General features: G+C 63.9%; 17 protein-coding genes. 16 read left to right on the top strand and 1 reads right to left on the bottom strand.

Annotated elements, in window-relative coordinates; all coding sequences use genetic code 11:
- Positions 1–8 precede the first annotated feature (8 nt).
- The 16 genes from murD (at position 9) to M729_RS0102220 (ending at position 19,698) form a co-directional block, all read left to right on the top strand.
- Positions 9–1,409, top strand: coding sequence for a UDP-N-acetylmuramoyl-L-alanine--D-glutamate ligase (gene murD, locus M729_RS0102295; RefSeq protein WP_027160637.1), 1,401 nt, complete (start codon positions 9–11; stop codon positions 1,407–1,409).
- On the top strand, positions 1,409–2,560 hold the full coding sequence (gene ftsW, locus M729_RS0102290) for a putative lipid II flippase FtsW (protein ID WP_013530956.1): 1,152 nt from the start codon (positions 1,409–1,411) through the stop codon (positions 2,558–2,560). The genes murD and ftsW overlap by 1 nt, the downstream gene beginning before the upstream one ends.
- A 1-nt stretch (position 2,561) precedes the next feature.
- Positions 2,562–3,689, top strand: coding sequence for an undecaprenyldiphospho-muramoylpentapeptide beta-N-acetylglucosaminyltransferase (gene murG / locus M729_RS0102285; protein WP_027160636.1), 1,128 nt, complete (start codon positions 2,562–2,564; stop codon positions 3,687–3,689).
- Entirely contained in the window at positions 3,686–5,092 is a 1,407-nt protein-coding gene (gene murC, locus M729_RS0102280) for a UDP-N-acetylmuramate--L-alanine ligase (protein WP_013530958.1), read from the top strand. Before murG ends, murC begins: the two co-directional genes overlap by 4 nt.
- The gene (murB, locus tag M729_RS0102275) at positions 5,089–6,054 is read left to right on the top strand and encodes a UDP-N-acetylmuramate dehydrogenase (protein WP_027160635.1); all 966 of its coding nucleotides are present in this window, start codon (positions 5,089–5,091) and stop codon (positions 6,052–6,054) included. Before murC ends, murB begins: the two co-directional genes overlap by 4 nt.
- Positions 6,055–6,445: 391 nt before the next feature.
- The gene (locus tag M729_RS0102270) at positions 6,446–7,372 is read left to right on the top strand and encodes a D-alanine--D-alanine ligase (protein ID WP_024501463.1); all 927 of its coding nucleotides are present in this window, start codon (positions 6,446–6,448) and stop codon (positions 7,370–7,372) included.
- Positions 7,360–8,301 (top strand): cell division protein FtsQ/DivIB, encoded by a 942-nt coding sequence (locus M729_RS0102265; protein ID WP_024501462.1) that lies wholly within the window; start codon positions 7,360–7,362, stop codon positions 8,299–8,301. The genes M729_RS0102270 and M729_RS0102265 overlap by 13 nt, the downstream gene beginning before the upstream one ends.
- Entirely contained in the window at positions 8,298–9,605 is a 1,308-nt protein-coding gene (gene ftsA / locus M729_RS0102260) for a cell division protein FtsA (RefSeq protein WP_013530962.1), read from the top strand. Before M729_RS0102265 ends, ftsA begins: the two co-directional genes overlap by 4 nt.
- 68 nt (positions 9,606–9,673) lie before the next feature.
- Positions 9,674–11,353 carry a cell division protein FtsZ gene (ftsZ, locus tag M729_RS0102255; protein ID WP_027160634.1) on the top strand — a complete coding sequence of 560 codons (1,680 nt, stop codon included), beginning with the start codon at positions 9,674–9,676 and terminating at the stop codon, positions 11,351–11,353.
- Positions 11,354–11,634: 281 nt separating this feature from the next.
- A complete protein-coding gene (lpxC, locus tag M729_RS0102250; protein ID WP_013530964.1) occupies positions 11,635–12,585 on the top strand; it encodes a UDP-3-O-acyl-N-acetylglucosamine deacetylase in 951 nt (316 codons plus the stop codon).
- Between the two features lie 263 nt (positions 12,586–12,848).
- A complete protein-coding gene (locus M729_RS0102245) occupies positions 12,849–13,718 on the top strand; it encodes an outer membrane protein assembly factor BamD (RefSeq protein WP_013530965.1) in 870 nt (289 codons plus the stop codon).
- A gap of 119 nt (positions 13,719–13,837) precedes the next feature.
- A complete protein-coding gene (recN, locus tag M729_RS0102240) occupies positions 13,838–15,511 on the top strand; it encodes a DNA repair protein RecN (RefSeq protein WP_013530966.1) in 1,674 nt (557 codons plus the stop codon).
- Between the two features lie 112 nt (positions 15,512–15,623).
- Complete coding sequence (ligA, locus tag M729_RS0102235; protein WP_013530967.1) at positions 15,624–17,828, top strand: NAD-dependent DNA ligase LigA; 2,205 nt, start codon at positions 15,624–15,626, stop codon at positions 17,826–17,828.
- Positions 17,828–18,520: a TIGR02453 family protein gene (locus tag M729_RS0102230; RefSeq protein ID WP_027160633.1), complete on the top strand. Its 693-nt coding sequence runs from the start codon at positions 17,828–17,830 to the stop codon at positions 18,518–18,520. The genes ligA and M729_RS0102230 overlap by 1 nt, the downstream gene beginning before the upstream one ends.
- A gap of 156 nt (positions 18,521–18,676) precedes the next feature.
- Positions 18,677–19,405 (top strand): AzlC family ABC transporter permease, encoded by a 729-nt coding sequence (locus tag M729_RS0102225; protein ID WP_027160632.1) that lies wholly within the window; start codon positions 18,677–18,679, stop codon positions 19,403–19,405.
- Positions 19,402–19,698 (top strand): AzlD family protein, encoded by a 297-nt coding sequence (locus M729_RS0102220; protein WP_013530970.1) that lies wholly within the window; start codon positions 19,402–19,404, stop codon positions 19,696–19,698. Before M729_RS0102225 ends, M729_RS0102220 begins: the two co-directional genes overlap by 4 nt.
- Before the next feature lie 182 nt (positions 19,699–19,880).
- Here the strand turns inward: M729_RS0102220 and M729_RS0102215 are convergent, their stop codons facing one another.
- A complete protein-coding gene (locus tag M729_RS0102215; RefSeq protein ID WP_027160631.1) occupies positions 19,881–21,725 on the bottom strand; it encodes an aminopeptidase P family protein in 1,845 nt (614 codons plus the stop codon).
- Positions 21,726–21,752: the final 27 nt, after the last annotated feature.

Raw genomic sequence — 21,752 nt, 5'->3', positions numbered from 1 at the left:
GAAGCCCTTTGATCCCCGCCGCATCCTTTTCAGGCAAGCGCGTTTCGCTCTTCGGGCTCGGTGGCTCGGGGATCGCGACGGCGCGCGCGCTGATCGAGGGCGGCGCGGACGTGCTGGCCTGGGACGACAATCCCGACAGTGTGGCCAAGGCCGCCATTGCCGGTATCGCGACCGCTGATTTGCGCGGCGCCGACTGGGCGAAATTCTCGGCCTTCGTGCTGTCGCCTGGTGTGCCGCTGACGCATCCCAAGCCGCATTGGACGGTGGAACTGGCGCGCGGCTCAGGCGTCGAGATCATCGGCGACATCGAGCTTTTCTGCCGCGAGCGAATGCTGAGCGCGCCAAATTCGCCTTTCATCGCCATCACCGGCACCAACGGCAAGTCGACGACGACCGCGCTGACCGCGCACATCCTGAAAGCCGCGGGACGCGATGCCCAGATGGGCGGCAATATCGGCCGCGCGGTGATGACGCTCGATCCGCCCGAGCCCGATCGGCATTATGTGGTCGAATGCTCGTCCTACCAGATCGATCTCGCGCCCTCGATAAACCCGACGGCCGGCATCCTGCTCAATCTGACGCCCGATCATCTCGACCGCCACGGCACCATGCAGCACTACGCCGCGATCAAGGAGCGGCTGGTGGCCGGCAGCGAGACGGCGATCGTCGGCATCGACGATTCCTGGTGCGCGCAGATTGCCGAGCGGCTGGAGCGGGCGGGGCGGCATGTCATCCGCATTTCCAAGCGCCTGCCGCTGACCGACGGCTATTTCGCCGATGGCAGCAATTTGATGGAAGCTGTGCACGGCCGTTACAGCCGTGTCGCCTTCCTCGAAGGCATCGGCTCCTTGCGTGGCCAGCACAATGCCCAGAACGCTCTGGCTGCGGTCGCCGCTTGTCTCAAGATCGGGCTGGAGCTTGGCGAGATCCAGTCGGGACTGGAAAGCTTTCCCGGCCTCGCGCACCGCATGGAGCAGGTCGGCCGCAAGGACCATGTGCTGTTCATCAACGATTCCAAGGCGACCAATGCCGATGCTGCGGCGCCGGCGCTGTCCAGCTTCGCGCGCATCTACTGGATCGCCGGCGGCCTGCCCAAGGAAGGCGGCATCGAACCCTTGCGCGGTTTCTTCCCGCGCATCGCCAAGGCCTATCTTATCGGCGAGGCGGCGCCGGCGTTTTCGGCGACGCTGGGCGAGGCCGTGCCCTACGAGATTTCAGGCACGCTGGCCGCGGCGGTCGAGCACGCCGCGCATGATGCGGCTAAGGACGACAGCGGCGAGGCGGTGGTGCTGCTGTCGCCGGCCTGCGCCAGCTTCGACCAGTTCAAGAATTTCGAAGTTCGCGGCGAAGCCTTCAGGCAAGCTGCGAATGCTATCGAGGGTGTGAAACCCATCGGAGGGGCACGATAATGCAGAGCCGTCTCGACAAAAGTCCGGTTGCGACCTGGTGGTGGACGATCGATCGCTGGTTCCTGGCGGCGTTCCTGTCGCTGATGGGCCTCGGTATCGTGCTGTCCTTCGCGGCGAGCCCGGCGGTCGCCGAACGCATCGGCCTCGACAGTTTCCACTTCGCCACCAGGCAGATCATCTTCACCGTACCGGCGCTCGGCGTGATGCTGGCCGTCTCCTTCCTCGATTCCCGGCAGATCCGGCGCATGGCGCTGATCATGCTGTGCCTGATGCTGGTGCTGATGGTGGCGGTGCTCTACATCGGCGTCGAGGTGAAGGGCGCACGCCGCTGGGTGTCGCTTGCCGGCCTGTCGATCCAGCCGTCGGAATTTTTGAAACCAGCCTTCGTCATCATGTGCGCCTGGCTTTTCGCTGAGCACAAGCGCCAGCCCGACATTCCCGGCAATCTGTTCGCCATGTTGCTGCTGGTACTGGTCGTGTCGCTGCTGGTGGCGCAACCGGATCTCGGCCAGACCATGCTGACGACCGGCACCTGGGGCATCATGTTTTTCATGGCCGGGCTGCCCTGGCTGTGGATCGTTGCGCTGGGTGCCGCCGGCGTCGGCGGCGTTTTCGCCGCCTATACGGTGTTCCCGCACGTTGCCTTGCGCATCGACAAGTTTCTTACCGGCGAAGGCGACACATTCCAGGTCGATATGGGACGCGACGCGCTGATCAATGGCGGCTGGTTTGGCGTCGGACCAGGTGAGGGCACAGTCAAGCGCGTTATTCCCGACAGCCATGCCGACTTCGTCTTCTCGGTCGCAGGCGAAGAGTTCGGACTGATCATGTGCTTCTTCATCATGTCGATATTCGCCTTCATCGTGCTGCGCGGCCTCAACACGGCGCTGAAGGAGCATGACGATTTCACCCGCTATGCGGTCGGCGGCCTCGTCACCGTCTTCGGCTTGCAGGCGGTCATCAACATGTGCGTCAACCTCCAGCTTGTGCCGGCCAAGGGCATGACGCTGCCGTTCATCTCCTATGGCGGCTCCTCGCAGATCGCCATCGCCATCTCGATGGGGATGGTGCTGGCGCTGACACGCAAGCGGCCGGAAAAGCGCAAGCAGATGGGCTTTGGCCTGTCGCAACGCGCCGTGCCGGCGGAGTGATATGGCCAGAGGCGTCATCCTTCTCGCGGCAGGCGGCACCGGCGGGCATCTTTTCCCGGCCGAGGCGCTGGCGCATGAGCTGAACGAGCGCGGCTGGTCGGTGCACCTGGCAACCGACGACCGTGCCGAGCGTTTCGCCGGCCATTTTCCGGCCGCTGCCGTCCACCCGATCCAGTCGGCGACGATGGGCTCGAAAAACCCTTTTGCCCTGCTTGGTGCCTTCTGGAAAATCTGGCGCGGCGTGCGCCAGGCTTCTGCCGTCATCGCCAGGATCAAGCCGGATGCCGTCGTCGGCTTCGGCGGCTATCCGACCTTGCCGCCGCTCTACGCGGCGACACGGCGCAAGGTACCGACCCTGATCCATGAGCAGAACGCGGTGATGGGGCGCGCCAACCGGGCGCTGGCCGGCCGTGTCGACGCGATCGCCGGCGGCTTCCTGCCGCAGGACAGCAGTGCAGCCGGGGTCAAGACGGTGACGACAGGCAATCCGGTCCGGCCTGCGGTGCTGGAAGCGGCCAAGACTGCCTATGCGGCATCTGCCGGGGATCAACCGTTCGGCCTGCTGGTTTTTGGCGGCAGCCAGGGCGCCCAATTCTTTTCCGATGCCGTGCCGGGAGCCATTGCGCTGCTTTCCGACGCCCAGCGCAAACGGCTGGTCATTACCCAACAAGCGCGCGCCGATGACGTGGCGCGGGTCAAGGCGGCCTATGCCACCCTTGGCGTCGCCGTCGAGGTCTCGCCCTTCTTCACCGATATGGCGGCACGCATGGCGGCCGCTCATCTGGTGATCTCGCGTTCCGGCGCCTCGACCGTCTCGGAGATCGCCGTCATCGGCCGGCCGGCGCTGCTGGTGCCTTACCCCCATGCGCTCGATCACGATCAGGCGGCGAACGCGGCGGCCCTTGCCGCTGCCGGCGGCGGCGAAGTGCATCCGCAATCCTCGCTCTCGTCCGAACGCATCGCGGCGCTTGTCGGCGGGCTGATGGACGACCCCGATCGGCTGACGGCGATGGCGGCGGGTGCGAAATCGGCCGGCAGGCCGGACGCGGCACGGTTGCTCGCCGATCTTACAGAGGCTATTGCGTCCAAAAAAACCGTTTCGGATTTCAGGAAGGGGACGCAAGCATGAAGATGCCGCAGACCATCGGCCTTGTGCATTTCATCGGCATTGGCGGCATCGGCATGAGCGGCATTGCCGAAGTGCTGCACAATCTCGGCTACAAGGTGCAAGGGTCCGACCAGGCCGAAAGCGCCAATGTGCAGCGGCTGCGCGACAAGGGCATCGAATGCTTCGTCGGCCATAGGGCCGAGAATCTCGGCGATGCCGAGGTGGTGGTCGTCTCGACGGCGATCAAGAAATCCAACCCTGAGCTGAAGGCCGCGCGCGAAAAGCTGCTGCCGATCGTGCGCCGGGCCGAGATGCTGGCCGAACTGATGCGCTTTCGCCAGGCGGTGGCGATCGGCGGCACGCATGGCAAGACGACGACGACCTCGATGGTGGCGACCTTGCTCGATGCGGGCGGGCTCGATCCGACCGTGATCAATGGCGGCATCATCAATGCCTACGGCACCAACGCCCGCATGGGCGACGGCGAATGGATGGTGGTCGAGGCCGACGAGAGCGACGGCACCTTCCTGAAACTGCCGGCCGAGATCGCGGTCGTCACCAACATCGACCCCGAGCATCTTGACCACTATGGCAGCTTCGACAAGGTGCGCGAGGCGTTCCGCCAGTTTGTCGAGAACGTACCGTTCTACGGTTTTGGCGTGATGTGCACCGATCACCCCGAAGTGCAGGCGCTGGTCAGCCGCATCGAGGACCGCCGGGTCATCACCTATGGCGAGAATGCGCAGGCCGACGTGCGCTTTACCAATCACCGCATGTCAGGTGCCATTTCGGAATTCGACGTGGTGATCCGCGACCGCAAGACCGGCGGCCAGACTGTCATAGCAGGCCTGCGCCTGCCGATGCCCGGCCGTCACAACGTCTCCAACGCGACGGCAGCAATCGCGGTCGCGCACGAACTCGGCCTGTCGGCCGAGGCGATCAAGAAGGGCCTGTCGTCCTTCGCCGGCGTCAAGCGCCGCTTCACCCATACCGGTTCGTGGGACGGCGTCGAAATATTCGACGATTACGGCCACCATCCGGTCGAGATCTCGGCGGTGCTGAAGGCGGCGCGCAGCGCCACCCAGGGTCGTGTCATCGCCATTGCCCAGCCGCATCGCTTCACCCGGCTGCATGATCTGTTCAACGAGTTTTCCACCTGCTTCAACGACGCCGACACAGTAATGGTGGCGCCGGTCTACGCGGCCGGCGAAGAGCCGATCGACGGCGTCAGCTCGGACGCGCTGGTGTCGCGCATCCGCGCCGGCGGTCATCGCGACGCGCGCTACATCGAGGGCCCGGCGGCGATTGCGCCCATCGTCCGTGACCTGGCCAAGCCGGGCGATTTCGTCGTCTTCCTTGGAGCCGGCAACATCACCCAATGGGCCTATGCGTTGCCCAAGGAGCTTGGCGGGACCGTCTCATGATGCACGGCCAGGCCCTGATCGACAGACTTGGCGACCGGCTTGCCGGCCTGCGTGGCCGCCTGACGCCGAACGCCGAGATGAACAAGATCACCTGGTTCCGTGCCGGGGGGCTGGCTGAAGCGTTGTTCCAGCCGGCCGATGAGGAGGACCTTGCCGCGTTCCTGAAAGCCGTTCCCGAAGAGATACCGCTGACGGTCGTCGGCGTCGGCTCCAACCTTCTGGTCCGCGATGGCGGCATCGAGGGCTTTGTCATTCGGCTTTCGGCCAAGGGCTTCGGCGATGCCGAGGTGATTTCGCCAATCAGGATCAAGGCGGGAGCTGCTACCCCCGACAAGCGCGTCGCAGCGGTGGCGCTCGAGGCCGGCATTGGCGGCTTTCATTTCTACCACGGCATTCCGGGTGCAATCGGCGGTGCGCTGCGAATGAATGCCGGCGCCAATGGCGTCGAGACGCGCGAGCGCGTCATCGAAGTGCGAGCACTCGATCGCAAGGGCAATGTGCAGACGCTGAGCAATGCCGATATGGGATACGCCTATCGCCATTCGGCGGCTCCCTCCGGGCTGATCTTCACCTCCGCCGTGTTCGAAGGCTTTGCCGAGGACAGGGCGACCATCAAGGCTGCGATGGAGGCCGTGCAGAACCATCGTGAGACCGTGCAGCCGATCCGCGAGAAGACCGGCGGCTCGACCTTCAAGAATCCCGACGGCACATCGGCCTGGAAGGAGATCGACAAAGCGGGCTGCCGCGGCCTGATGATCGGCGGCGCGCAGATGTCGCCGATGCATTGCAACTTCATGATCAACACCGGAACCGCGACCGGCTACGACCTTGAATATCTCGGCGAGACGGTGCGCACGCGGGTGCTGGAGAATTCCGGTATCCGGCTGCAATGGGAAATCAAGCGCATCGGCAATTTCCGGCCAGGGCATGCCGTTCAGGAGTTTCTCGGGCAGCTCCTTTAAGGTGCGCTGATATTCAGGTGATGCTCCGCTCCGGTTCTCGAAAGCCATCGTTTTCGACTCGGCCTGACCTGAATCTCGACACACCTAGCGCCTCGTTGAAGTTCATGTGATGCATGAACTTCAACGAGGCGAAAAACGGTCCGCGACCGTTGCCGCAAAGACTCAACGACACGCTTTTCGCATCCATTTTCTTAGAAAGTGAATCTCTCGGAATCGTAAGCACTTGCCAGTGAATCAACTCTCTGATTCTCTGCTCGAAAGCGTTTCCTGATTTGAGTCGTTCGACGCGTTTTCAGCGTTTTCCGTCTGGGGGGCAACCTGCCGGGAGACTCTGACTCAATGTTGCGGAAAATCTGGTTTTGGTCCGCCGTGAGAGAGGGGATGCCGGGGAATGAAAAACAAGCATGTGGCCGTCCTGCTGGGTGGTTTTTCGTCCGAGCGGCCCGTGTCCCTGTCCTCCGGAAAGGCTTGCGCCGATGAGCTTGAGAAGGAAGGTTACCAGGTCACCCGCGTCGATGTCGGGCGCGATGTCGGCTCCGTGCTTGCCGAGCTCAAGCCCGATGTCGCCTTCAATGCGCTGCACGGCCCTTTCGGCGAGGACGGCACCATCCAGGGCATCCTCGAATATCTCGGCATTCCCTACACCCATTCCGGCGTGCTCGCCTCGGCTCTGGCCATGAACAAGGAGCAGGCCAAACGGGTTGCCAAGGCGGTCGGCATCGTGGTCGCCGAATCGAAGGTCGCCAGCCGCTTCGCCATCCAGAACAAGCATCCGATGAAGCCGCCCTATGTGGTCAAGCCAGTCAATGAGGGCTCAAGCTTCGGCGTCGTCATCGTGCATGAAGGTCAGTCGCATCCGCCGCAGGTTCTTGGCTCGTCGGAATGGAAATATGGCGATACCGTCATGGTCGAGCGCTACATTCACGGCAGGGAGCTGACCTGCGCGGTGATGGGCGATGTGGCGCTGGGGGTCTGCGAGATCATCCCGACCGGCCATTCCTTCTACGACTATGATTCAAAATATGTCGCCGGGGGATCAAAGCACGAATGCCCCGCAAAAGTTTCACCGAATATTTACCAAAAAATACAAACACTGGCGCTCAAGGCTCACCAAGCGATCGGCTGTCGGGGCGTTTCCCGGTCGGACTTCCGTTATGACGATCGGCATTCCGAAAACGGCGAGATTGTCTGGCTCGAGGTCAACACCCAGCCGGGTATGACGCCGACGTCCTTGGTGCCTGAAATCGCCGCCCAGGCCGGGCACTCGTTTGGCGATTTGTTGAGTTGGATGGTGGAGGACGCTTCGTGTCTGCGTTGAAATGGGGACAGGGTAGGGAGAGGGGCGCGGCCGGTCCGGCGCTGTTCGGCCTGTCGTTGTCGTTGGACCATTTCGTGCTGCCGCGGATGCTGCGCCGCCCGGTGCGCATTATGGCGCGCCTCGGTGTCGGGGAATTCCAGGCGCCACGCTTTTCCGCGGCCATGATGTCGGCCGTGCTGATTTTCTCGAGCAGTGCCTATGGCGCCTATCTCGGCGGTCATGTCGACGGTATCGTGCAGAGCATCACCGCCCGTACCGGATTTGCCGTCGATCAGGTCAAGGTGGTGGGCAATCGCCAGACCTCGGAAATCGATATACTCGACAGGCTTGAACTCGACGGCTGGACGTCGCTGATCGGCTTTAATGCCGAGGCCGCGCGGGAACGAATTGCGACCTTGCCGTGGATCGAGGTCGCGGCGGTGCGCAAGGTCTATCCGCATACGCTGGAAGTGCGTGTCGAGGAGCGTGAGGCTTTCGCGCTCTGGCAGCAGGGTGACGAGCTTTCGGTCATCGAGAGGAATGGCGCCATGATCGCGCCGTTCTCGGGCGGCAAGCAGGTGCTTCTGCCGCTGCTGATCGGCACCGGCGCGCCGGCGAGCGCGCCCGATTTCCTGGCCAAGGTCGAAAAATATCCCGAGCTCGCGAACCGGATCAAAGGTTATATCCGTGTCGGCGAACGGCGCTGGGACCTGAAGCTGGACAATGGCATCACCATCAAGCTTCCCGAGGACGACGAGGATCAGGCGCTCGCCGAACTCGTGAAGATGGATCATGACAACGGTTTGCTGTCGCGCGACATCGCCGCCGTCGACATGCGCCTGACGGACCGGCTGGTCGTCCAGTTGACGGCGGAAGCGGCGACGCAGCGCGAAGCCGCCCTCAACGAGAAACCCAAGAGCCTGAAGCGCAAGCCGGAGACGAAGATATGAGCTGGCTTGGCAGTCCTGGCGATGCCGCGTCGCGCCGGTCTGGCACCCTGACGGTGCTGGATGTCGGTTCGAGCAAGGTCTGCTGCATGGTGGCCAAGCTCAAGCCGTGCGATGACGGCAAGCTGCTGCGCGGGCGTTCGCACCGGATCCAGGTGATCGGCATCGGCCATCAGAAGTCGCAAGGCGTGAAGTCGGGTGTCGTGGTCGATCTCGACAGGGCGGAGCATGCCATCCGCCTTTCCGTCGACGCAGCCGAGCGCATGGCCGGGCTGACGGTCGATTCGCTGATCGTCAACATGACGGCCGGCCGGCTGAAGAGCGAAGCCTTCTCCGCCACCATCAATCTTGGCGGCCACGAGGCCGACGAGGCCGACATCAAGCGCGTTCTCGGTGCTGGCGCCAAGCAGGCGCTGAAGGCCGAGCGCGAAGTGATCCATTCGCTTCCCGTCGGCTTCTCGCTGGATGCCGAACGCGGCGTGCGCGATCCGCGCGGCATGGTCGGCGACGCACTCGGCGTCGACATGCATGTGCTGACCGGCGACGCCGCGCCGATGCGCAATCTGGAGCTGTCCATCAACCGTTCGCATCTGTCGGTCGAGCGCATGGTGGCGACGCCCTATGCCAGCGGGCTGGCGGCGCTGGTCGACGACGAGCTGGAAATGGGTGCGGCCTGCATCGACATGGGCGGCGGCACGACGACGATCTCGGTGTTTTCGGAAGGCAAGTTCGTCCATGGCGACGCCATCGCCATCGGCGGCAATCATGTCACGCTGGACATGGCCAAGGGGTTGTCGACCTCGCTTGATGCCGCCGAACGGCTGAAGGTGATGCATGGTTCGGCGCTGCCCGGCAGCGCCGACGATCGCGACCTGGTCTCGATCCAGCCGATCGGCGACGATGGCGACGTGCCCTTGCAGATCCCGCGCTCGGTGATGACGCGTATCGTGCGCGCCCGCATCGACGAGACGCTCGAACTGCTGCGCGACCGGCTGAACAAGTCCGGCTATGGCAATGCAGTGGGCAAGCGTGTGGTTCTTACCGGCGGCGCCAGCCAGCTTGCCGGCCTGCCGGAGGCGGCGCGCCGCATCCTGGGACGAAATGTGCGCATCGGCCGCCCGCTCGGCGTGGCCGGCCTGCCGGAAGCGGCGAAGGGGCCGGCCTTCTCGGCCGCGGTGGGGCTTCTGATCTACCCGCAGATGGCGAGCTTCGAGAGCCATCCGGCGAAAGGAATTTCCGGTCTCAAAATGACCGGAACGGGCGGAAAACTGCATCGCATGAGTCAGTGGTTGAGAGACAGTTTCTAAAATTGACGGGGACAGCCCCATAGGCGGCCGCGGCGGCGAAGCGGCGTGAAAGGCAAAGGACGGAGACAATGACCATCAATCTGCAAAAGCCGGACATCACCGAGCTTAAGCCGCGCATCACCGTGTTCGGTGTCGGCGGCGGCGGCGGCAATGCCGTCAACAACATGATCACCGCCGGTTTGCGCGGCGTCGAGTTCGTGGTGGCCAACACCGACGCGCAGGCGCTGACCATGTCGAAGGCAGGCCGCCTGATCCAGCTCGGCGCTCACGTCACCGAGGGGCTCGGTGCGGGATCGCAGCCGGAAGTCGGCCGTGCGGCGGCGGAAGAGTGCATCGATGAAATCCTCGATCACCTGACCAACACCCATATGTGCTTCGTGACAGCCGGCATGGGCGGCGGCACCGGCACCGGTGCTGCTCCCGTCGTTGCCCGCGCAGCGCGCGAAAAGGGCATCCTCACCGTCGGCGTCGTCACCAAGCCGTTCCACTTTGAAGGCCAGCGCCGCATGAAGACCGCGGACTTCGGCATCGAGGAATTGCAGAAATGCGTCGATACGCTGATCGTCATCCCCAACCAGAACCTGTTCCGGCTGGCCAATGACAAGACCACCTTCGCCGATGCCTTCGCCATGGCCGACCAGGTGCTCTATTCCGGTGTCGCCTGCATCACCGACCTGATGGTCAAGGAAGGCCTGATCAATCTCGACTTCGCCGACGTCCGTTCCGTCATGCGCGAGATGGGCAAGGCGATGATGGGCACCGGCGAAGCTTCGGGCGAGGGCCGCGCGATGGCCGCCGCCGAAGCGGCGATCGCCAACCCGCTGCTCGACGAGACCTCGATGAAGGGCGCCAAGGGCCTGCTGATCTCGATCACCGGCGGCCGCGACCTGACGCTGTTCGAAGTCGACGAAGCGGCGACCCGTATCCGCGAGGAAGTCGACCAGGACGCCAACATCATCCTGGGCGCCACTTTCGACGAGGAACTCGAAGGCGTCATCCGCGTCTCGGTGGTTGCCACCGGCATCGACAAATCGGCGGCTGAAATCGCCGCTGCGCCGATCTCGATCCGCACAGCGCCTCCGAAGCCGGTCAGCCGCCCGGTGGCTCAGATCGCGGAGGCTCGCCCGGCGCCTGTCCAGCAGGCGGCCTACGAGCCACGCGCTGTCGACCCTGTCGCCGAAGCCATCCAACTGGCCGAAGCCAATGCCGCGGCGATGGCGCAGGCGCGCCCGGCTCCTGTCGCTCACGCAGAAGATTTCCGCCCGCAGAGCAAAATCTTCCAGGCGCCGCCAGCACAGCCGATGCCGCAGCCGGTGGTCCAGCAGATGCAGCCGGCCCCGCAGCCGCGCGAGATGCTGCGCGAAGCCCCGCAGCCTGTTGCCATGGCGCCTCAGCGTATGCCGCGCGTCGAGGACTTCCCGCCGGTCGTCAAGGCCGAGGTGGATGCCAAGAGCCGCCCGGTTGACCACGAGAACAACAGCGGACCGATGGGCCTGCTGAAGCGCCTGACCAACGGACTGACCCGCCGCGAGGAAGAACCCGCAAGGCTGCAGCCGGCGCAGCCGCGCGAGCCCAAGCTGCGCCAGGCCGCGCCCGAAGTGCGCCGCCTCGCCAGCCAGGATGCGCAGCTCTATGCGCCGCGCCGTGGCCAACTCGACGATCAGGGCCGCCTGACGCCGCAGGTGAGGACGACTCAGGAAGACGATCAGCTGGAGATTCCGGCGTTCCTGCGCCGCCAGGCCAACTGATTGGTAAACGGACTGTAACATTTGTTAACAGGCAAGCGAGGAATCGCTTGCCTGTTAACGTTTTAAATGATGTGATTTCAACAACTTACAAAGTCGCACCCATTCCAGTTCGCGGTTACACAGAGTAAGAAACCGTGATTTGGAGTCTCCCTGACGGGACATTATCTTCGCTGCCTACCATCATCGGTTTGCCGGGATTTCGGGGGAAGTCGCCCTGCCAGCCGATTCACACAAGAGCCGCGCCCTCGGGCTGGAGAAGCGGACCTAGGCATTACGGGCTTATGGGGATTGTCTTGCACGACTATCAGACGACATTGAAGACGCGCGCGTCGCTTACCGGCACCGGCGTCCACAGCGGCAAGGAAGTGTCCATCAGCTTCATGCCGGCGGATGCCGACACCGGCATCGTTTTCCAGCTTTTCAACGGTGCCGAGCAGGGCCGCGAGTTTCGTGCCCTGGTCTCGGAAGTCGGCGCCACCGACCTGTGCACCATGCTTGGTGATCCCGCCGGCGAGCATATCGCCACGGTCGAGCACATCATGGCGGCGCTGTTTGGGCTCGGCATCGACAATGTCGCTGTCGAGATCGACGGTTCCGAGGTTCCGATCTTCGATGGCAGCGCCATGGCGTTCGTCGAAGCCATCGACCAGGCGGGCATCGAGACGCTTTCGGTCAAGCGCCGCTATATCAGGGTCATCAAGCCGGTCCGCATCGAGAACGGCGCCTCGTGGGCGGAGTTTCGGCCCTATGACGGAACCCGTTTCGAGATCGAGATCGACTTCGAAAGCCCGGCGATCGGCCGTCAGCTGTTTGCCTCCGACCTCAATGCCGATATTTTCCGTCGCGACATCGCGCGCGCCCGCACCTTCGGCTTCATGAAGGATGTCGAGCGGCTGTGGGCTGCAGGCTATGCGCTCGGCTCCTCGCTGGAGAATTCGCTGGTGATCGGCGACGACAACCGCGTCATCAATATGGGCGGCCTGCGCTATCCCAACGAATTCGTGCGCCATAAAACGCTGGACGCCATGGGCGACCTGGCGCTGGCCGGCGCCCGTTTCATCGGCTGCTTCCGCTCCTATCGCGGCGGCCACAGGATGAATGCCGCGGCCCTGCGCCGCCTGCTGTCGGATCGCACGGCGTTCGAGATCGTCGAGACGACGCGCCGGGAGCGTGGCCGCAGCGCCGAGATGAACGCCGTCAACGCGCCGCTCTACGCGCCCTGGATGATCTGATTTTCCCAGGTTTTTCGGGTTCCATGGGGGATTGCCCGTGTTGCAGGAATGCACCACCCGCCAGTGAAATTGCATTGATGTCCAAGCTGCGTCCGGCCGCCACAAAAATGTGCGATTGGCCGGAGATAGCGTTGCCGGGCAAGGCGGTTATGGTTTATGGCTGCTGCCGTCGATTAGTGCATGTCGTTCAAAAGTGGGGACCAGTTTTGAAACAATGGCATGCAACTGGCATTGAAATAGCGCCGAAAGGGCGAGATCCAATCATGTTCTTCAAGCGAGTTGGTCAATTGAAAGCACCGCAGAGGGCCGTTTTCCTGGCGCTTTCAGTAGTTGTTCCATCGCTCTTCCTGTCGGCCTGCATGTCGTCGGAGAAAGATATCGACCTGTCGACCTATGTCGACCAGACCGAGCCGGCCGATGTTCTCTACAACCAGGGCCTTGCCAATCTCAATGCCGGGCGCCTGCAGGAGGCGAGCCGCAAGTTCGACGCCGTCGACCGCCAGCATCCCTATTCGGAATGGGCCCGCAAATCGATGGTGATGGGCGCTTTCGCCGACTATCGCCAGGGCAATTACGATGAGGCTATCGGCTCGGCCAAGCGCTATCTCACGCTTTACCCGTCGACCGATGACGCCGCCTATGCGCAGTACATCATCGGCTTGAGCTACTACCGCCAGATCAAGGACGTGACGCAGGACCAGAAGGAAGCGCGCCAGACCGTGCAGACGATGCAGGATCTGGTCACCCGCTGGCCGACATCGGAATATGTCGACGACGCCAAGGAAAAGATCCGCTTCGCCAATGATCAGTTGGCAGGCAAGGAGATGCAGATCGGCCGCTACTATCTCGAGCGGCGTGAATACATCGCCGCCGTCAAGCGCTTCCGCACCGTGGTCGAGAACTATTCCAACACGCGCCATGTCGAGGAGGCGCTCGCTCGTCTGACCGAAAGCTATTACGCGATGGGTCTGACTTCGGAGGCGCAGACCGCCGCCGCCGTGCTCGGCACCAACTACCCTGACAGCTCGTGGTACAAGGATTCCTACAAGCTCTTGCAGAGCAATGGGCTTGCACCGCGCGAAAATGCAGGGTCGTGGATATCCAAGGCCGGAAAGATGATCACCGGCGCCTGACGTATGAGCATCGACTGAAGCGTTCACAGCGCTTTTCGGATTGATCCGGTGCTCAAACAAAAAGATAGTGCGGCGCTGCGACTGCAAATGGTCGCGTGCCGTTCTAGATTCGGGTTCTGATGCTTTCCAGACTGTCGATCCGCGATATCGTCCTGATCGAGAAGCTGGATATCGACTTCCAGCCGGGTCTTTCGGTGCTGACCGGCGAAACCGGTGCCGGCAAATCCATCCTGCTCGATGCCCTGTCGCTGGCGCTCGGTGCGCGCGGCGACGCGTCGCTGGTGCGCCATGGCGCGGCGCAAGGCCAGGTCATCGCCGTCTTCGACGTGCCGCGCAATCATCCGGCGCGTGCGCTGCTTGCCGACAATGCGATCGAGGATGACGGCGACATCATCCTGCGCCGCCTGCAAACGGCGGATGGCCGCACCCGTGTCTTCGTCAACGATCAGCCTTCGAGCGTCACGCTGATGCGCGATGTCGGGCGCGCGCTGGTCGAGATCCACGGCCAGCACGATGAACGCGCGCTGGTCGATCCCGGCGCGCATCGCGAGGTGCTCGATGCTTTCGGTGGCCATCTCGGCGCCGTCCGCTCGACCGGCGAGGCATGGCGGCACTGGCGCGCCTGCGAGCAGGAGTTGTCGCGCCACCGCGCCAAGGTGGCGGCGGCCGCGCGCGAGGCCGACTATCTGCGCGCGGCGGTGGCGGAGTTGACGAAGCTCGATCCGCAGCCGGGTGAGGAGACGGATCTCGCCGAACTGCGGGCGTCGATGATGCGGGCCGAGAAGATCGCTTCCGAAATCCATGATGCGCAGGATGTGCTGTCCGGCCCGTCCTCGCCCTTGCCGCAACTGGCCAGCCTGCTGCGACGACTGCAGCGCAAGGTGACGGAGGCGCCCGGCCTGCTCGACGACGTCGTCAAGTCGCTCGACGAGGCGATGCTGTCGCTCGACGCGGCGCAATCGGGCGTCGAGGCAGCACTTCGCGCCACCGAATATGATCCGCAGCGGTTGGAGAAGGCGGAGGAGCGGCTGTTTTCGCTGCGCGCGGCCTCGCGCAAGCACAGCGTCGCCGTCGACGATCTGGCGCAGCTTCGCGACACGATGTCGGCCGATCTTGCCGATCTCGATGCCGGCGAGGAGCGCCTGCACGGGCTGGAAAAACAGGCCGCCGCGGCACGCGAGGCCTACGACATTGCCGCCGCGCAGCTGTCTTCGCTTCGCCACGCGGCGGCGGTCGGCCTGACCAAGGCGGTGATGGCGGAATTGCCGGCGCTCAAGCTCGAACGCGCCGCCTTCATTGTGGAAATGAAGAGCGAGGCCGAGAGCCGCATGGAAGAGGGCATCGACCAGATCGAATTCTGGGTGCGCACCAATCCAGGCACGCGGCCCGGGCCGATGATGAAAGTGGCGTCCGGCGGCGAACTTTCGCGCTTCCTTCTGGCGTTGAAGGTCGCGCTGGCCGACCGCGGCTCGGCGCCGACGCTGGTTTTCGATGAAATCGATACTGGGGTGGGCGGCGCCGTCGCCGACGCCATCGGCCAGCGGCTGGCGCGGCTGTCGAAGCGCGTCCAGGTGCTCTCGGTGACGCATGCGCCACAGGTCGCGGCACGCGCGGCGACGCATTTCCTGATCTCCAAATCCGGCACCACCGACCGTGTCGCCACCGGCATTGCCGAGATGGACCGGCCGGCGCGGCAGGAAGAGATCGCGCGCATGCTGGCCGGCGCCACCATCACCGACGAGGCCCGCGCCGCCGCCGAGCGATTGCTGCGCGAGAACACCACGGCTGCATAAGAACAACGCGTGTCAGGGATCGAGTCAGGATATGGCTCCATCCTGCTGTTCAGGAATGATTTTCCCAAAATCCTGATCTATTGTGGCAGGCCACCGTCCGGGGAAGGAAAGCATGGCTGAAAAACCTGTCGATTCGCTCAGTGAGAGCGAGGCCGAAGCCGAGCTGAAGCGGCTGGCGGAAGAGATCGCCGAGCACGACCGGCGCTACCATACCGAAGATGCGCCTGTTATCACCGATGCCGAGTATGATGCGCTGGCGCGGCGCAACCTTGCCATCGAGGAGCGCTTTCCGGCGCTGGTGCGCGAGGATTCGCCATCGCTCAGGGTCGGAGCAGCGCCCGCGGAAGGCTTTACCAAGGTGCGCCATGCCGTGCCGATGCTCAGCCTTGCCAAGGCCTATACAGACGATGATGTCACGGATTTCATCGAACGCGGGCGGCGGTTCTTCGATCGCGACAAGGAACTCGACATTGCGTTCACGGCCGAACCGAAGATCGACGGGCTATCGGCTTCGCTGCGTTACGAAAACGGTGTGTTCGTGCAGGGCGCAACGCGTGGCAACGGCGCCGTCGGCGAAGACATCACCGCCAATTTGAAGACCATCGCCGACATTCCTGCAAAGCTGAAAGGCTCGGGCTGGCCCGAAACCATCGAGATCCGCGGCGAGGTCTACATGACCTATGCGGAATTCGAGGCGCTGAAGCAGCGCTCGGCCGCCGTCGGCGGCCAGGACTACGTCAATCCGCGCAACACGGCGGCCGGGTCGCTGCGCCAGAAGGATCCGTCCGTCACCGCCAGCCGAAATCTCAAATTCTTCGCCTATGCCTGGGGTTACACGACAGCGGATCCGGCTCCGACCCAGTATGATTCGGTGCAGAAATTCGCCGAGTGGGGGTTCAAGATCAGTCCGCTGATGGTGCGGGCGAAATCGGCCGAGGAGTTGATCGCGCACTATCATCGGATCGAGGAGCAGCGCTCCGCGCTCGGCTACGATATCGACGGCGTCGTCTACAAGGTCGACCAGCTGGAGTTGCAACGCCGCTGGGGCTTCGTCACCGGCGAACCGCGCTGGGCGATCGCGCATAAATTTCCGGCCGAACAGGCGATGACGACCGTTCAGAAGATCGACATCCAGGTCGGCCGTACCGGTACGCTGGCGCCGGTCGCGCGGCTGGCGCCGGTCACGGTCGGCGGCGTCGTGGTCGAGAACGTCACGCTGCACAATGAGGATTACATCAAGGGCCTGGACTCGACCGGCCAGCCGATCCGCGACGGCATCGACGTGCGCATCGGCGATACGGTCGTGATCCAGCGGGCAGGCGATGTCATTCCGCAGATCGTCAGCGTCGTCATCGACAAGCGGCCGGCCGATGCCGTGCCGTACGAATTCCCGCACACCTGTCCGATATGCGGCTCGCCGGCGACGCGCGAGATCAACGAGAAGACCGGCAAGGAGGATTCCCGCCGCCGCTGCACCGGCGAGCTGATCTGCCCGGCGCAGGCGGTGGAAGGATTGCGCCACTTCGTGTCGCGCGGTGCCCTGGACATCGAAGGCCTCGGCGCGGAGAACATAGACACGTTCTTCAACGCGGGATTGATCAGGACCGCCGCCGATATCTTCACGCTCAGGGATCGCCGTCCGGCTGTCACCAGGGCGCTGGCGGAACGGCGCGAGGAACAGGCGAGGCAGCGCGAGGCCGCATCGGGCAAGACGCGCAAGAACGTGCGCAGCGTCGAGGACCGCAATTATGAGGGCCTCGACAAGCTGTTCGCGGCCATCGACTCACGCCGCGAGCCGGAACTCGACCGTTTCATCTTCGCGCTCGGCATCCGCCATATCGGCGAAACGACGGCGGCTGTGCTTGCCCGCACCTTCTCGACCATCGAGGAACTGATCCGCGTGGGCAAGGAAACAGCGGCAGCGGAAGATCCGCACAGTGTCTTCCCCTCAGTCAACGGTATCGGCGATACCGTGATCGACGCGTTGCGCGACTTCTTCGGCAATGAGCGCAATGACGACGTGCTTGATGCGTTGCTCCGCCAAGTCAAGCCGAAGCCGTATATCGTCAACGTCTCGGCCGACAGCGAGGTCGCCGGCAAGACGGTCGTGTTCACCGGCTCGCTGGAAAAGATGACACGCTCCGAGGCCAAGGCGATGGCGGAGCGCCTCGGCGCCAAGGTCGCGGGCTCGGTTTCGGCGAAGACGGATCTGGTGGTCGCCGGGCCGGGTGCCGGCTCCAAGCTCAAGCTCGCCAGCGAACTCGGCATCGAGGTCATCGACGAAGATGCCTGGCTGGCGCGGATCGGCAAGGCCTGATGGACGGCGCATTCAAAGGGTTCGGCCCAAAAGCCATTCCGTTCCTCAAGGCGCTGGATTTCCACCAGAGCCGAGAGTGGTTTTTGGAGAACCGTGACTTGTTCGAACAGGAATTGCGCGATCCGCTCAGTGATCTCGTCGACACGCTGACCGAGCGCTTCGCAAAGGCGGGTCTCGGCCTGCGCGGCGACCGCAAGAAGTCGCTGTTCCGAATCAAGCGCGACGTGCGCTTCGCCAAAGACAAGCGGCCTTACAACAGGCATTTGTCGGCCATCCTGTCGCCCGACGGCACCAAGATGGAGCAGGGCGTGTTCTACGTCCATATCGGGCTTGAGCGCTGCTTTGCCGACATTGCCTGGTGGCAGCCGGAGCCGGCGCTGCTGCTGGCGATGCGCAAAGCCATCGCGACGAAGCCGGACAGGTTTCGCGCCCTGGTGGCGGCGTTGAAGAAGAACCGGCTTGAACTCGAGACCGAAGGCCGTATGAAGCGTACGCCACGCGGCTTCGAGGAAATCAGCGATCCCAACCTTGTCGCCGCCATCCGCAACCGGCATTTTGTCGTCCAGCATGTTATCGATCCCGCGGGAATCCATACGGCTGATCTGGTCGACGAGCTCGTCGATTTCACCTTGCGCGCCAAGCCGCTGCTCGACTGGGGCAGGGCGATCGAGGGCAAGATCCTGAAGGAATAAGCGTCTAACTCAGCCGATCCCGCGATCATTTCCGCTGATCGTTTGGCTCAAGCGAATTCGTGTGACACGGCAAGCCGCGCCACCTACATACCGCGCTTCCCTTGTTGTTGTGCATGTCGTTATCCCCTTTTGGGCGACATGCATCAGGAGTGGTTGATGGCGACGGACGTAATTTCCGAGAGCGGCGACAGAAGCGATTTCTGGCAAGGCGTGCGGCTGTCGATGCCTGTGGTGGTGGCCTCGGCGCCGTTTGCGGTGCTGTTCGGCGCGCTCGCCGTGGACAATGGCTTCTCGGTCCTGGAAGCCTTTCTGATGAGTGCGCTGGTCTATGGCGGCGCCAGCCAGATGGTCGGCATCCAGCTGTTCGGCCAGCATGTGGCGCCGTGGCTGATCGTGCTGTCGATCTTCGCCGTCAATTTCCGCCACGTGCTCTATTCCGCCGGCATCGGCCGGCGCATCGCGCACTGGCCTCTCATCCAGCAGGCGCTTGGTTATTTCATCCTGACCGATCCGCAATTCGCGGTGGCCGAAGCGCGGGCGCAATCGGGCCGGACGGTCGGCTTTGCCTGGTATCTGGGACTTGGCTTGCCTGTCTATCTGTTCTGGATCGTCGAAAGCGCGCTTGGCGCGCTGTTCGGCAAGCTGATCCCCGACACGCACGCGCTGGGCATCGATTTCCTGCTGCCGATCTATTTCCTCGGTCTCGTGCTGGGCTTCCGCAAGCGGCCTCTGTGGCTGCCGGTGGTCATTGCCAGCGCTGCCGCCTCCATCATCGCCTACAAGACCGTGGGCTCGCCCTGGCATGTCTCGATTGGCGCTGTTGCCGGTGTGCTGCTGGCGGTCATCCTGCCTCCCCACCATAGCGGCGTAAAGGCACGGCCATGAGCACGACCTTCTGGATCATTATCGCCGGCGCAATCGCGACCTATCTGACGCGCATCGGCGGGCACCTGGTGATATCGCGCTTCGATACCATCCATCCCCGCGTCGAGGCCGGCCTCAATGCCGTGCCGGCGGCGGTGCTGACGACGCTGGTGGCGCCCGAGCTGTTGAACGCCGGCCCGGCGGAATGGGCCGCACTGGTGGTCACCGCCGTGGTTTCGCTGCGCGGTGGGTTGATGGCGATGTTTTTGGCGGGCGCGGCGGTATTGATCGTGGCGCGGCAGTTCGTCGGGTAGGGCGTATCGATATTCAGGTGATGACGGCCTGCAAACGGCGGCTTCCTGCGCTTCCCAGTTCTACCGCATTGCGGTAGAACTGAGCTCCGTACCCAAAAGTACGCTCCGCTCCGGTTCACGGAACCCATCGTTTTCGGCTCGTCCTGACCTGAATCCCGACACGCCCTCGGCGCCTCAGAAAATCAAATCTTCGCGTCGTGCGGCAGCGGCGCGGTGGCCTTCTCCAGCCAGGCCAGCGTTTCGCCGTCGAGCATCGGGCCGATCTCAGCCAGCACGCGCGCGTGGTACGAGTCCAGCCAATGCAGCTCGTCACGCGTCAGAAGGTCCGACTGCACCAGCCTGGTATTGATCGGCGCCAGCGTCAGCGTCTCGAAGCCGTGCATGGCGATGTCGCCGCCCTCGATCTCTTGCGCCGGCGTCACCAGGATCAGGTTCTCGATGCGGATGCCGTAGGAGCCTTCCTTGTAGTAGCCGGGCTCGTTGGACAGCATCATGCCTTCGAGCAGCTTTTCGGTGCCGGTGCGGGCGATACGCTGCGGCCCTTCATGCACGGCCAGATACGAGCCGACGCCATGGCCGGTGCCGTGGGCGAAGTCGCAGCCGTGCTTCCACAGCGCCATGCGCGCGACGGCATCGATCTCGGAGCCGCGCGTGCCGGCGGGAAAGCGCAAGGTGGAAATGCCGATCATGCCTTTCAGCACCAGGGTGAAGCGTTCGCGCATCTCCTGCGTCGGCTGGCCGATCGGCACGGTGCGCGTGATGTCGGTGGTGCCGTCCTGATACTGCGCGCCGGAATCGAGCAGGAACAGCTCGCCGGCCTGCAGCTTGCGGCTGGTGGCGCGCGACACGCGGTAATGCATGATGGCGCCGTTCGGGCCGGCGCCCGAAATGGTGTCGAAGGAGACGTCGCGCAGCGGCATCTGGGTTTCCTCGCCGGTCTGCCGGCGCTGTTCCTCCAGCCTGGTGACGACAGCGATCTCGTCGAGCGAGCCGGGTTTTTGCCGCTCCAGCCAGCACAGCAATTTCGCCACGGCCGCACCGTCACGCCGATGCGCGGCGCGCGAGCCGTTGATCTCGGCCTGGTTCTTGGTGGCGCGCGGGATGCGGGCAGGGTCGGCTGCCGCAATCACCGTGCCGCCATTGTCCTCGACCAGCATGCGCAGCCGGTCAGCCGCCAGCACCGGGTCGAGCGCGATTTTCGCGCCACTCTTGGCAAGCGCTGTGATCGCGGCTTCGAATTCGCCGGGCTCATGCGGCTCGGCGAGCTGGGTGAGGTAGGCGGCGACCTGGCGCGAGAATTTGCGCTTATCCATGAAAAGCTGGTGCGATCCATCGGCGGCGAGGATGGCGAAGCCGAGCGCCAGCGGCGTGTGCGGCACGTCGCCGCCACGGATGTTGAAGGCCCAGGCGATGGAGGAGGGGTCGGTCAGCACCGCATGGGTGGCGCCGTCCTTGGCGATCGCCGCCGCCAGCCGCGCCAGCTTGTCCTTGGCGAGCTCGCCGGCAAAGCCGATCGGGTGGAGCTCGACGGGAGCCACCGGCGCGTCGGGCTGATCCTTCCAGATGATGTCGATCGGGTTTTTGTCGAGCGGCACCAGTACGGCGCCGTTCTTGTCGACTGAGGCCTGCAGCGCCTTGACCTCGCTGATCGTGTGCAGCCATGGATCGAAGCCGAGCCGTGCGCCCTTGCCAAGATTGTCTTTCAGCCAGACAGCCGGCGGATTGTCGACCAGGCTTTCGATTGAAAAGACGTCGAGATCGACCTCGCTGCGCACCTGCAGCGTGTAGCGCCCGTCGACAAAGACGAAGGCGCGGTCGCGCAGGATGATGGCGACGCCGGCCGAGCCGCTGAAGCCGGTCAGCCATTTCAGCCGCGCCGAACGATCGGCGACATATTCGCCCTGATGCTCGTCGGCACGCGGGACGATGAAGCCGTCCAGCCCGTTGGCTTCAAGCCATTGGCGCAGCAGCGCCACGCGCGGTTTGCCGACGGCCGGGTCGCCCGCGGAATCGAAGGTCTGGAACATGGTGGGCCTCCTGCATGTCCGCGCAAC

Source organism: Mesorhizobium sp. WSM1293 (assembly GCF_000513875.1).
Taxonomy (GTDB): domain Bacteria; phylum Pseudomonadota; class Alphaproteobacteria; order Rhizobiales; family Rhizobiaceae; genus Mesorhizobium; species Mesorhizobium ciceri.
Note: the sequence above shows the minus strand (reverse complement) of the source record. Positions and strands in the feature narration are given on the sequence as shown.